Source organism: Rothia aerolata (assembly GCF_014635585.1).
GTDB lineage: Bacteria > Actinomycetota > Actinomycetes > Actinomycetales > Micrococcaceae > Rothia > Rothia aerolata.
Genome location: NZ_BMDC01000001.1, coordinates 39,550 through 52,694 on the forward strand (window position 1 = coordinate 39,550; position 13,145 = coordinate 52,694).

General features: G+C 58.3%; 10 protein-coding genes. 6 read left to right on the forward strand and 4 right to left on the reverse strand.

Going from position 1 to position 13,145, the window contains the following annotated elements:
- Nucleotides 1-106: 106 nt before the first annotated feature.
- The 4 genes from gcvH to IEV00_RS00175 all read left to right on the forward strand — a co-directional run bounded on the left by gcvH (nucleotide 107) and on the right by IEV00_RS00175 (nucleotide 2,804).
- The gene (gcvH, locus tag IEV00_RS00160) at nucleotides 107-493 is read left to right on the forward strand and encodes a glycine cleavage system protein GcvH (RefSeq protein ID WP_188358336.1); all 387 of its coding nucleotides are present in this window, start codon (nucleotides 107-109) and stop codon (nucleotides 491-493) included.
- A 251-nt stretch (nucleotides 494-744) separates the two neighbouring features.
- Nucleotides 745-1,197, forward strand: a complete 453-nt coding sequence (locus IEV00_RS00165) for an FHA domain-containing protein (protein ID WP_188358337.1) — start codon at nucleotides 745-747, stop codon at nucleotides 1,195-1,197.
- Nucleotides 1,197-1,928, forward strand: coding sequence for a transcriptional regulator FtsR (gene ftsR / locus IEV00_RS00170; RefSeq protein ID WP_188358338.1), 732 nt, complete (start codon nucleotides 1,197-1,199; stop codon nucleotides 1,926-1,928). Before IEV00_RS00165 ends, ftsR begins: the two co-directional genes overlap by 1 nt.
- 282 nt (nucleotides 1,929-2,210) lie before the next feature.
- Nucleotides 2,211-2,804, forward strand: a complete 594-nt coding sequence (locus IEV00_RS00175) for a MerR family transcriptional regulator (RefSeq protein WP_188359383.1) — start codon at nucleotides 2,211-2,213, stop codon at nucleotides 2,802-2,804.
- 21 nt (nucleotides 2,805-2,825) lie between these two features.
- On the opposite strand, the gene IEV00_RS00180 is transcribed toward IEV00_RS00175, so the two are convergent.
- A complete protein-coding gene (locus IEV00_RS00180; RefSeq protein WP_188358339.1) occupies nucleotides 2,826-3,635 on the reverse strand; it encodes a ParA family protein in 810 nt (269 codons plus the stop codon).
- A gap of 293 nt (nucleotides 3,636-3,928) precedes the next feature.
- Here IEV00_RS00180 and IEV00_RS00185 point away from each other — a divergent pair, with 293 nt between their 5' ends.
- Together IEV00_RS00185 and IEV00_RS00190 are read left to right on the forward strand one after the other, a co-directional pair.
- Complete coding sequence (locus tag IEV00_RS00185; protein ID WP_188358340.1) at nucleotides 3,929-7,378, forward strand: pyruvate carboxylase; 3,450 nt, start codon at nucleotides 3,929-3,931, stop codon at nucleotides 7,376-7,378.
- Nucleotides 7,379-8,046: 668 nt separating this feature from the next.
- Entirely contained in the window at nucleotides 8,047-9,459 is a 1,413-nt protein-coding gene (locus IEV00_RS00190) for a mycothione reductase (protein WP_188358341.1), read from the forward strand.
- A 90-nt stretch (nucleotides 9,460-9,549) separates the two neighbouring features.
- On the opposite strand, the gene IEV00_RS00195 is transcribed toward IEV00_RS00190, so the two are convergent.
- From IEV00_RS00195 to IEV00_RS00205, 3 genes are all read right to left on the reverse strand, one after another.
- Nucleotides 9,550-11,010 carry an amidohydrolase gene (locus IEV00_RS00195; protein ID WP_188358342.1) on the reverse strand — a complete coding sequence of 487 codons (1,461 nt, stop codon included), beginning with the start codon at nucleotides 11,008-11,010 and terminating at the stop codon, nucleotides 9,550-9,552.
- 43 nt (nucleotides 11,011-11,053) lie between these two features.
- Entirely contained in the window at nucleotides 11,054-12,385 is a 1,332-nt protein-coding gene (locus tag IEV00_RS00200; RefSeq protein WP_188358343.1) for an anaerobic C4-dicarboxylate transporter family protein, read from the reverse strand.
- 73 nt (nucleotides 12,386-12,458) lie between these two features.
- Nucleotides 12,459-13,055, reverse strand: a complete 597-nt coding sequence (locus IEV00_RS00205; protein WP_188358344.1) for a TetR/AcrR family transcriptional regulator — start codon at nucleotides 13,053-13,055, stop codon at nucleotides 12,459-12,461.
- Between the last annotated feature and the right edge of the window lie 90 nt (nucleotides 13,056-13,145).

The window sequence follows — 13,145 nt, forward strand, 5'->3', positions numbered from 1 at the left end:
GCCCTAGAAAAATCCTCTGTGTGACCCGAGTCAAAAAGTAGATTGCAGCCTAAGTTGTGGGATACTTTTTCTTGGATTTAAACCGCACAGGATGAAAGGAATCGCCATGAGCGAAGTACCCTCAAATCTCTCCTACACCTCTGAGCACGAGTGGGTCACCAGCGTCTCCGCTGAGGGCACTGTTCGTATCGGTATCACCGACCACGCACAGGATGCCCTGGGCGATGTAGTCTACGTTGACCTTCCCGCTGTGGGCGATAGCCTGACTGTCTCAGAGACCTTCGGTGAGATTGAGTCCACCAAGTCCGTTTCAGACCTGTTTGCACCGGTCAACGGCGAGGTTGTGGCTGTCAATGAGGAGCTCGAAGCTGACCCCGCTCTGGTCAACAGCGATCCCTACGCTAAGGGCTGGTTGATTGAGGTTAAGCCCGAAAACGAGGCTGACCTGGCTAACCTGCTGGATGCTGAGGCTTATAAGGCAGAGATCGCCTAAGAGCCTTTCCGCTAATCATCGGTGGCTTTCTCATGAGAGCCACCGATGATTTTTGCGTTAAATTTAGGTTTCACGGTGTGCACCTGCGCGAGGATAAAGCTAAGATTAGACACGAGGTTCAATGTTTATTGTTCCGTGACCAAGTTGTGGTGGCAAGCATGAACCCTACACGCACCGTGTAGCCCTGTTTTTATGTGCTCTGGGTTCGGCTGAGATGCTACCTGAGGGTACCCGATTGAGGAAGTTTATCTATGACCAACCACGAAGCGCACCCCAAAACTTCTGCGCTGAGCACCGCAGCCATTAACCTTCAGTCGCAGAAGCAGGGTAGCTTTTCACCTAATGAAGAAGAGCTCAACACAATTGCCACCCTGCCCGAGGGCTCGGCTCTGCTGATCGGCACCAACGCTGAGTTGCGCGGTGCCCGCTTTCTGCTCAACGTTGAGACTCTTGAGGACGGCGCGGTGAAGAGGATTGTTGCCGGTCGTAGCCCCAACTCCGATATTTTCCTCAATGACGTGACCGTCTCGCGCCAGCACGCCGTCTTTGTGCCCAACGCGGGTACCTTTGTGCTCACCGATAACAACTCTCTGAACGGCACCTACGTTAATGGTGACCGCGTGGACGAGGCCTTTTTGAAGAACGGCGCGGAAATCCGTATCGGTAAGTTCCACTTTGCTTTCTTCCTGGGAACCGGCAAGTAATGGCAGATTCCTCCGAAGCAACCGACCAGTCCCAGAAGGTCGCTAAAGACAAAACCATCGGCCAGGTGCTATCAGCCCTAGCTTCCGAGTTTCCCGGTATCAGCGCCTCGAAGATTCGTTTTCTTGAGGACAAGGGCCTGGTGCACCCCCACCGCACTAACACCGGCTATCGCAAGTATTCTGCCGATGACGTCAAGCAGCTGCGCTTTATCCTGCAGAAACAGCGCGATGAATACCTGCCCCTGAGAGTCATCAAAGAAAAGGTTGACGCCGGTCTGTGGCAGGATCCTCCCGAGACTGTTGAAGAGAAGGTTGAGCAGGTTGATACTTCTGCTCCGGCGGCTCCTGTTATGTCTGCCTCGGTTGAGCCGGGCAAAACCTTTACCCTGCGGGAACTTTCGGCTGAGACCGAGACTGATATGCCCCTGCTACGGGAGCTCATCACCTTTGGCCTGCTGGCAGAAGAGGGGCCCTACGATGCCTACGACGTGGTGGTAACCAAGGTCTGTGCCGAGCTAACCGCCCACGGCCTGCAGCCGCGCCACCTGCGCCAGTTCCGTGCCGCCGCCGAGCGAGAGGTGGGCCTGGTGGAGATGGCCGTAGCTCCGTTGGCTTCGCGCCGCGATGAACAGTCCCAGGCCAAGGCCGCCGAGCGGGCCGGGGAAATCGCCCAGCTCTGTCTGCGCCTGCACATGGCCCTGGTGGCCTCGTCTATGCCCAGTTACGAGTAACCCGGCGGGCAACTTTTAAGTTGCGCGGTTGCGTGTTAAATTAGAAGTGGTTTGTGGGAGGGTGCCGCGGCACCCTTTCATGATTTAACACACCAAAAATGCCCGCCTTCTGCCCGGCAAATTAACCGTGATTTGTTCGTGACCGGCGGTAACATAGCTAAGGTCAGTTTCAACGAGAAAGAAAGAGGAGTGCCCATGGTAGCTAATGGATCTGAGGGTTCTAGACCTTCTGCCCAGGTGCCTAACCTGTCTCTGGCTACCGATGCTTCTCAGGCGATTCCCATGGACCAGCCCCTGCTGGGATTCGACGCCGTCATGCCCCAGCAGCCGCCCCACGGCGAGCAGGGTGTTCTCTTTACCGACCCCGTTTCTTTGGTCGATGAAAATCTTGGCTACCGCGGCCCCACCGCCTGCAAGGCTGCCGGTATTACCTACCGCCAGCTCGACTACTGGGCTCGCACCAAGCTGGTAACGCCCACCGTGCGGTCGGCTTCGGGCTCCGGTTCCCAGCGGCTGTATTCTTTCCGCGATGTGCTGGTGCTGAAGATTGTTAAGCGCCTGCTCGATACCGGCGTTTCCCTCCAGCAGATTCGAACCTCTGTTGAGCACCTGCGCACCCGCGGGGTAGAGGATCTTTCGGGTATCACCCTGATGTCTGACGGCGCCTCGGTCTACGAGTGCACTTCACCCACCGAGGTCATCGACCTGGTACAGGCAGGTCAGGGCGTTTTCGGTATTGCTATTGGCCGTGTGTGGCGCGAGCTTGAGGTCAACCTCTCGCAGCTGCCCGGCGAGGTTACCCAGGAGTCTCAGGACGTCGCCGGCGAAGTTCACGATGAGCTTTCGGCTTTGCGGGCGCGCAAGGCCGCCCGCTAAATAAATACTTTTCGCCACTGACTAGTCGATGAGGCCCCGATAGAGGGCTGAGAGATCAGCGGCAAAGTCCTGGGCGCTGGTTTCTGGCCAGAAGTGCACGGGGTAGGCGGCTCCCTGGATTCTCTGAAAGCTGTCAAAGTCTTCAAGTACCGGCTCAGCCACCAGCTCACCGAACATAGACTTCATCTCGTCAATGCGGAAAGAGTGCTCGGGGGTGGAGCGAACCTTGTTAATAACCACCGAGGCGGCCCCCACCGAATAGTCGGTGTTTTCTTCAAAGCGGGCAATGGCACGCAGGGTACGTTCGGTGCCGGCCACCGAAAAGAGCGAGGGCTCGGCAACGGAAATCACGCGGTCAGATGCCGCCCAGGCCATCGATGTGAGCCTGCCCAGGGTGGGCGGGCAGTCAATCAGAACCAGGTCGTAGTCATCGACGGTACCGGCCAGCAGGGCCACCAAACGGTCTAGTTCTTCGCCTGCTTCCATGTGTTCCAGAGCTGTTGAGGCTGCTGAGCCCCGCACCGCCTCAACGCTACCAAGGCCAGCGGCGTCGTCCTCAACATTGGCCGGGGCCTGCTCAGCCGCAATGGAGTTCCAGGCCGAGGTGCACACACCCTCAGCCAGCGAGTACTGTTCGGGGTGGGTCAGCATGCTGCCGATATCCACCGAAGTTACCGGCAGGCCCAGACCGGTGGAAGAATCGGCGTGGGGGTCCATATCAATCACCAGCACCCGCTGACCTGCATAGAGGGCAGCGGAAGCAAGACCCAGCGTGAGCGAAGTCTTACCCACGCCACCCTTTAGGCTGCTGATCGAAACAATATGCGGCATAACCCCACCCCTAGTGAACAAAAACTCTGGCAGAAATCCTGCCCAGTCAATGCTACCGAAAGCCGCTAGTGAACGCACTTCTGCGCCAAACTGGCTACAAAATGCCGTCTATAAAACAGCTAAGTGTGACCGGATGTTCCGCAGAATGCAACCTGAACGCAAACAACGTGAAATATTTGCTCTAAAGTCAGTGAATACAGTGACCTGCTACTCACCTAGATATATTGGTGCTATCACACACCGTGATATTTAGTCTCAGCCGAACTTTACGGCCTTAGACGAAATGGAAAAATATGTTTGAAAAAGTTCTAGTAGCTAACCGCGGCGAAATCGCCCTGCGTGCCTACCGAGCGGCCTACGAGCTCGGTGCCAAAACGGTTGGTGTTTTCCCCTACGAGGATCGCCATTCCATCCACCGTCAGCAGGCGGATGAGGCTTACCCCATTGGTGAAGAGGGACATCCCGTACGCGCCTACCTCGATATTGACGAGATTATTCGCGTTGCCAAAGAAGCCGGCGCTGATGCTATCTACCCTGGTTATGGCTTTCTCTCAGAGAACCCTGACCTGGCACGCGCGGCTGCTGCTGAGGGAATTACCTTCATCGGCCCTCCGCCGGAAGTTCTAGAACTTGCAGGTGACAAGGTCAAGGCGCTCAAGGCTGCCCGTAAGGCGGGTATTCCCGTGCTCGCCTCCTCCGAACCCTCGAAAGACACCGACTACCTGATTGCCGAAGCTGAAAAGATTGGCTTCCCCATCTTCGTTAAGGCTGTGGCCGGTGGCGGTGGCCGCGGTATGCGCCGCGTGGAGAGCAAGGAAGCTCTGCCCGATGCGCTGGCAGCCGCTATGCGCGAGGCCGACACCGCTTTTGGCGACCCCACCGTCTTCCTGGAACAGGCCGTGTTGCGCCCGCGCCACATTGAGGTGCAGATTCTGGCAGACGGTCAGGGCAACATCATCCACCTCTTTGAGCGTGACTGCTCGCTACAGCGCCGTCACCAGAAGGTGGTGGAGATTGCTCCGGCACCCCACCTAGACGAAGAAATCCGCCAGGCGCTCTTCCGCGATGCGGTGAAGTTTGCCAAAGAGCTGGGCTACCAGAATGCCGGTACCGTGGAGTTCCTGGTGGATACCGCCGGTGAACGAGCTGGCCAGCACGTCTTTATCGAGATGAATCCCCGCGTGCAGGTGGAACACACCGTCACCGAAGAAGTCACCGACGTTGACATTGTGCAGTCGCAGATGCGCATTGCAGCGGGGGAGTCGCTGGAGGATCTGGGCCTATCCCAGGATGAGATTCACCTGCGCGGCTTCGCCATGCAGTGCCGCATTACCACCGAGGACCCCGCCAATGGCTTCCGCCCCGACGTCGGTAAGGTTTCCTACTACCGTTCAGCCGGTGGCTCGGGTATTCGCTTGGACGGCGGTACGGTCTACACTGGCGCGCAGATTTCGCCCCACTTTGACTCCATGCTGGTGAAGCTGACCTGTCGCGGCCGTACCTTTGACGCCGCCGTCCAACGTGCCCAGCGTGCGTTGGCCGAATTCCGTATCCGCGGTGTTGCCACCAACATCCCCTTCCTCCAAGCTGTGCTGGAAGACCCGACCTTCCGCGCCGGCGACGTCTCAACTCCCTTTATCGACGAGCACCCCGAGCTGACCCGCAAGAAGCCGCTGGGTGATCGCGGTACCAAGGCGCTACAGTACCTGGCAGAAGTGACGGTTAACCAGCCCCACGGCCCGCGCATCGAAGGCCCTGACCCCCGCAAGAAGCTACCGCGTTTCCCCGGTGACAAGGTCGATGAACCCTTCCGCACCCCCTTCGACGCTTCGGACCACGAGCCCCCGGCGGGCTGGCGCCAGAAGCTGCTGGAACTGGGCCCCGAGGGTTTTGCCAAGTATCTGCGCGACTACAAGCCGGTGGCGGTTACAGATACCACCTTCCGCGACGCCCACCAGTCTCTGCTGGCCACCCGCGTTCGCACCCGTGACCTGTTGGCAGCTGCACCGGCGGTAGCCCACACCACCCCCAATATCTTCTCGATTGAGGCTTGGGGCGGTGCTACCTACGATGTTGCCCTGCGCTTCTTGAGCGAGGATCCCTGGCAGCGCCTGGCCCACCTGCGGGCCGCCATGCCCAACGTGCCGATTCAGATGCTGCTGCGTGGCCGCAACACCGTGGGCTACACCCCCTATCCCACTGAGGTCACCGATGCCTTTGTGCAGGAGGCGGCTGAGACCGGCGTTGATATTTTCCGTATCTTCGATGCGCTCAACGACGTTTCTCAGATGACGCCGGCCATTGAGGCGGTGCGCAAGACCGGTACTGCGGTGGCCGAGGTGGCGCTCTGCTACGCCGGTAACCTGCTTGACCCCAACGAGAAGGTCTACACCCTGGACTACTACCTGGGTCTGGCAGATCAGATTGTTGAGGCAGGCGCCCACATTCTAGCCATTAAGGATATGGCTGGTCTGCTTCGCCCCGAGGCAGCCCGCCGCCTGGTCACCGCCCTGCGCGAGCGCTACGATCTTCCCGTGCACCTGCATACCCACGACACCGCAGGCGGCCAGGTGGCCACCCTCATGGCGGCGGTTGATGCGGGTGTTGACGCGGTGGATGTTGCTACCGCTACCCTGGCGGGCACCACCTCTCAGCCCTCCTTCTCCGCTTTCCTGGCGGGTATGGACGGCCACGAGCGTCGTCCTGAAATTGACCTGGACGCCGTGCTGGAGCTGGAGCCCTACTGGGAGGCAGTCCGCGCTATCTACAAGCCCTTTGAGAACGGCTTGACCTCACCGACCGGTCGTGTCTACAACCACGAAATTCCCGGTGGTCAGCTCTCTAACCTGCGCGCTCAGGCAACCGCCCTGGGTCTGGCAGACCGGTTCGAGGACATTGAGGACATGTACGCGGCAGCAGACCGGATGCTGGGCCACATCGTGAAGGTGACCCCGTCGTCCAAGGTGGTGGGTGACCTAGCGTTACAGCTGGTGGGCATGGGCGTTGACCCCGCCGAGTTCGAGCAGAACCCGCAGAACTTCGATATTCCCGATTCTGTGATTGGCTTCCTCAACGGTGAGCTGGGCACTCCGCCGGCGGGCTGGCCCGAACCCTTCCGCTCCAAGGCGCTGGAGGGCCGCAAGCTGGCCAAGCCCGGCGTCAACGAGCTCACCGAGGATGACCGCGAGGCCCTGAACTCCGATTCGGCAACCCGCCGGGCGGCGCTGAACCGCCTGCTCTTCCCCGCACCCACCCGCGAGTTTGAGCGAATCCGAGAGGACTACGGCGATGTATCGATTCTGCACACCCGCGACTTCCTCTACGGAATGATCGAAAACCGCGAGCACGTGATTTCCCTGGGCAAGGGCGTTCGCCTGATTGCCACCCTGCAGGCAATCTCTGAGCCCGACTCCAAGGGTATCCGCCACGTGATCTGTACTCTCAACGGCCAGTCCCGCACTGTAGAGGTGCGTGACCTCTCGGTGGAGTCCAACGTCAAGGAAGCAGAGAAGGCTGATCCCTCTAACAAGGGTCACATCGCTGCCCCCTTCGCCGGTGGCGTGAGCATCACCGCCAAGGTAGGCGACCAGATCTCGGCGGGCGACCAGATTGCCACCATCGAGGCCATGAAGATGGAAGCATCCATCACCTCACCGGTCTCCGGCACGGTCGAGCGCGTGGTCTACGACGAGGTCTCCCAGGTTCAGGGTGGTGACCTGCTCCTGGTGCTCAAGACCGACTAGGTTCAGTTCAGCTGAGTTTCGTGACCAGCAGGGTTATCTCTGCGACCAGTTAGATCTGGTGTGCAGAGTACCTTGCTGGTCACTTTCTGTTTAAGGGGGTATAAGACAAAAGTCCAAACTCTGGCGTGTAACCCGAGAGGTGGCAGAAAAGCGCCTTCTCTAACATGAGTCGCCGAAAGGCCATTTTTATACCGTTTTTCTCCGATTTTCGGTATAAAAATGGCCTCTCGGGCAAGCTCAGTGATGACAAGGTACAAGTTTCTTCTTGCAGGGCTACCTAGGGTACAAGCAGCGTCCCCGGGTACAAGTATTGTCTTGTACCCGGGGACTTCACTTGTACCCTAAGGGCTTCGCTTGTACCTGCGACACTTCAGCGGGAATCTACATGTACCGAGAGTCTGTTTTAGCTTAAAACCCAAGTACCATATCGCAGGTGCTGGAATTCTGGGTGGTGTGTGGTTGTGACTAGCTTCTGGATTTAACCTGTGGAGCTGGTTGCCCTGCGTTCGTCAGTGAGTGGGGTCTTGAGAAACACAGATTTGGCCTATAACCCTGTAAGCGAGGGGGAGGCCCCGTTTCATGGTCATACTCTGAAGTATAGGGTGCCGGAATGTTTTATAGGCTACACACGTTAGAGTAGAGAAAAGATTCTCTAGCGAAAGGCAACCATGACAGTTCAGGAATTTGACCTTATTATCATCGGTTCCGGCTCCGGTAACTCCCTGATTAACGAGGAGTGGGACGATAAGAAGGTCGCTATCATCGACGGCGGTACTTTCGGCGGAACCTGCCTTAACTTCGGCTGCATTCCCACCAAGCAGTATGTCTACCCGGCTACCGTCGCCCACCACGCCACCCACAGCGGCCACCTGGGCCTTGAAGCCGAGGTAACCAAGGTTGACTGGCCCGCCATGCGAGACCGCATTTTCTCCCGCATTGACGCTATCTCCAGCGGAGGCCTAGACTACCGACTCGGCCTCGACAACGTCACCGTCTTTCAGGAATACGTGAAGTTTGTTGATACCCACACTCTTGAAACCGCCAGCGGCGCTCGCCTGAGCGCTCCGCAGATTGTGATTGCCGCCGGCTCCCGCAACGTGCTGCCCGAGGTTCCCGGTATCAATTCCAAGAACGTTGAGACCTCAGATACAGTGATGCGCATTGACGACCTGCCCCAGCGAGTGGTGGTGATTGGCGGTGGCTTTATCGCCGCCGAGTTCTCGCACGTCTTTTCCGCGCTAGGAGCCGAAGTGACCCAGGCGGTGCGCACCGACGTCGTCCTGCGCGGCTATGACACCGAGATTACTGACCGTTTCAAGCGCGAAGCCGCCCAGCAGTGGAACCTGCGCCTCAACCACGTGCTCAAGGAAATCCGCGATGAGCAGGACGGTTCCTCCACCGTTATTTTCGATCATGAGGGCGAGACTGTTGAGGTGGAAGCAGACCTGGTGTTGGTAGCGGCGGGCCGCACCCCCAACTCAGATACCCTGGCGGCTGAGAAGTTCTTTGACGTGCGCGAGAACAAGACTATCGCTGTAGACCGCTACCACCGCGTTCTGGCCGGTGGCGAGGTGGTTGAGGGAGTCTTTGCCCTGGGCGACGTCAGCTCTGACTACATGCTCAAGCACGTGGCCAACGCGGAGACCCGCACCGTGCAGTACAACCTCACCCACCCCGATTCTCTGCGCTCTACCGACGAGCGGTTTGTTCCGGCGGCGGTCTTTACCTCGCCGCAGATTGCTACCGTGGGGCTCTCCGAGGACGACGCGCGCTCAGCTGCCGAGCGCGAGGGCTTCGAGATCACGGTGAAGGTGCAGAACTTCGGTGACGTTGCTTATGGCTGGGCCATGGAGGATTCTGCCGGACTGTGCAAGCTGATTGCCCGCAAAGATACCGGTGATCTGCTTGGTGCCCACCTGATTGGTGAGGAATCTTCGATTCTGATTCAGCCGCTGATTCAGGCCATGAGCTTTGGGCTGAAGGTGCAGGATATGGCTCGCGGTCAGTTCTGGATTCACCCGGCTCTGACCGAGGTGGTAGAAAACGCCCTGCTGGGCCTGGAGATTGATTCTGCTCAGTAGCATTCTGCCCACTAGCAAGTACTCAAACTGAGATAGAAAGAGCCCCGAACCGGCTAGCCGGTTCGGGGCTCTACTTTAGTCAGGGGCTAATTAGCCTTCAAAAGGCTTGGGCTCGATACCCTCGGGGATGGGGCACTCGTAGGCCTTGCCACCCATGGCGTCGTTGTATTCTTTCTTCGCCTGAGCAACGAGTTCAGGGTCCTGGAGCAGGCGCAGGGCGGTGCGGCCCATGACCTTAGAGGCAACCTTTGCGCCCTTGTGGGCCATGGAGGTGCGGCCCACAGAGACTACCTGCCAGGAGTGCATACCGGTACCCACCGGCATGCCGGTGAGGGTGAGCTGGGCGGTGGGGGCGTTCTTGGAAACGTCACCAACGTCGGTGGAACCACCGATAATCTTGCCCTTGCCGGTGTAGGGCAGAACGATCTCCGAGAGCACGTTGGCTGCGGTGTCTTCTGCAATCATGCCGTTGGGGTCTTCACCGCCGGTGAAGTCCAGAGCCTGCTTGATGTGCTGGGAGATTTCTCCCTCGCCGTAGTTTGCCTTGATGCGGGCGGCTAGATCCTTTTCTTCCTCGCTCCATACCGGGGCGCCAACCTTCTCCAGCTCGTCGGCAACAACCTGGGTGATGGTGGGGTTGGGCATGTACTCAGAGCAAGCCTTCTCAAAAATAACTTCTACCTCAGTGCCGGTCATCAAAGCGGCGCCCTTGGCGATGTTCTGAACCCGCTCGTAGATTTCGTTGGCAGTTTCCACCTTGCCTGCCCGAACCAGGTAGAGAACCTCGGCATTGGCCTGCACCACGTTGGGAGACTTACCGCCGGTGTTGGTGACGGCGTAGTGTACGCGGGCATCGGGAACGATGTGTTCACGCAGGTAGTTGACGCCCACGTTCATGAGCTCGACGGCGTCCAGGGCGCTACGGCCGAGCCAGGGGCTCTGGGCAGCGTGGGCTGCGGTGCCGTGGAAGCGGAAGGTTGCCTGAACGTTAGCGGTGGTGGGGGAGGTCCAGGCGGTGGTGATGGACATGGGGTGCCAGGTCAGGAAGACGTCGGTGTTAGCGAAGACTCCTTCGCGGGCCATAAAGGTTTTGCCCGAGCCGCCTTCTTCTGCGGGGCAGGCATAGAATTCGATGGTGCCGGTCAGGCCGGATTCCTGCATGGCCTTGGTGGCTGCAATGGCCGCGGTGGCAGAGGCTGAACCGAGCTGGTTGTGGCCACAGGCGTGGCCCGACTGAACCTCGTCGCGGGGCTCAGGGTGGTCAAGGCCTGCCTTCTGGCTGACCCCTGCCAGGGCATCAAACTCGCCGAGAAAGCCGATGGTGGGGCCTTCGCCGTTGGTCCAGCTAGCGCGGAAGGCGGTTTTCATACCGGCGATACCGGTTTCGATGGTGAAGCCGTGGTCGCTCAGGTAGTTCTGAAGAATCTCGCTCGACTTGAACTCGATGAAGCGCATCTCAGAGAGATCCCAGATCTGGTTGGCAATGTCTGCTGTTTTTTCTGCATTCTGCTCAACCCAGGTGTCGATGGAGGTGAGGTCTGCGGTTGTCATGGCGAAAACTCCTTAGGTTTCCTATAAAAATTTTCTCAATAAATTAGCTGAAGAGAGGGGAAATGGCCAGGCCGCTCAGAATAGCCAGGGCGGTGGAGACCAGGCCCGATAGCCAAGCGCGGAAACGGTTGGTGGAACCGGTGGGGTCAATTTCCTCGGCGAAAAGCAGGGTGGGCAGGGCAGGGATAAAGTAGTTGACGTTGACCGCCTGGAGCTGGGCTACCAGTAGCACCGGTGAAACGCCCAGGCCCAGGGCCAGCGGGAAGACAATCGCAATAACCGGTGTCTGCGCCATAATAAATGTAGCAACCAGAGCCATGATAATGAAGATGCTCCAGGGAGCGAAGTTCAAGAGTTCACCCACCGATGACTTGAGGGTCTCAGCGTTGTGGGGAGCGTTGAAGACGGTGTCGCCCAGCCAGCCGGGGCCCAGAACGGTGATGGAAGCACCCACCGCAGCCAGGAAGATCTTTGAGGTCATGAGCTGCTTGGCCTGAGCCTGGGTAAAGGTCAGAATGAGGGCGGCTGCCACGAACATCATGATCTGAACGGTATCTGAGGGCTTCATGAATGCCTGCTCACCGGTGGCGGAGACGATGGGGGAGGTAATCATACCTACCAGGTCGGGGAAGAGACCCAGGGCCAGCACAACAATCACTGCTGCCAGGAAGAAGACCACGGAGAGCTTCTGAGCGCGGGTGAAAACGGGGCGTTCATCGAGGTCGGTTGATTCTTCGGTGATTAGACCGGCGCTGAGACGGCGCTGGTACTCAGGATCTTTCTCCAGGTTAGCGCCGCGGAAGGTCATGAAGAGGGAGAGACCCAGGGTTGCCACCAGAGCGGAAATCAGCGCAATGGTCAGGTAGGTGGAGTAGGCCAAGCCGGCAGAGCCCAGGATGGTTGCGGCAACAATGGCCGATGAAGCTGCCGGGGAGGTCAGCAGGGCCATGTTGGCGGTGAGAACGCTAGCAACCAGGGGACGCTCGGGGCGCACCTTTGCTTTGAGGGCGGTGCGGGCAATAACGGGCTCAAGGGAGAGTGCGATGTTGGTGGTACCCACGCCGAAGACAAAGAAGAAGACGATGAGCGGGGCTACAAAGGTAATGGCCTTGGGGAAGCGCTGGATGAGGCGGCCGGCGTAGTAGACCAGCAAATCAAGACCTCCGGCTGCTTCAAGCAGTCCCGCGCCGATACCGATGGCCAGAATAATCATGACCGGGGTCAGGGGCGGATTTCCCAGGGGCTCCCGGAAGACGTAGACCATAATAGCTAGCGCCAACATGGAGTAGATACCGGTACCTAGTGCACCTCCGCGGCGCAGGCCGTAGAGGATGAAGAAGGCAAGAAGTGCGACTTCAATCAACAGGATGACCATGATAGATCCTTTATTTTTTAGTTATTGAGGGTCGGCACTCACTAGAATGCGTCGGCCGTTCTAGAGATTTGTGTTAGGGCTGAACTGTCTTGAGGGCAGTTTCAAGAGCCAATCGAGTAGTGGTTTTGAGTGATTCGGCAGAGGGGAAACCATCTTGGGTGGGCCAGGCCAGAATTGCTTCTAGAATGGCGCCCACAATGGCCCGGGCCTGAACACGGTGGATGAGCGGGGTGGCACTTTCAAGGTGCTCAACAATGTCGTCAACCCAAAACCGTGTTTGCTGCCAGAGGGCATCGAGTAAGGCTTCGCTACCATCGATGAGCTGAACCCGGGAGGAAAGGTCTTCAACCCATTCATCGAGTTCGCTGTAGATGCTGGCGAGGATTACTTCAATTTCATCGGACGAATTCTCTGATTCAAGGGCGGCTGCAATTGCATCTCGCAGATCGGCATTCCAGACCATGCCGCTGACCACTCCCTGCTGGGTACCGAAGTGGCGGTAGAAGGTCATGGCCGAGACATCTGCTGCTTCTGCAATCTGTTCTACGGTGAACTCGTCGAAGCCGTGCTCGGCAAAGAGCTTGAACGCGGTGTGGCGAATCTGTCTGCGCAGAACCTGCTTCTTGTTGTTGCGGCGGTTCGAGGTTTGACTCTGCTTACCCTTGTTCATGTGTTAGGTACTGACAGATGTTAGTCACTAACTCAAAATTAAAAAATTTGATTCCCCGTGCATCCGCGCACAAGGAAGAACGCGCCGTCC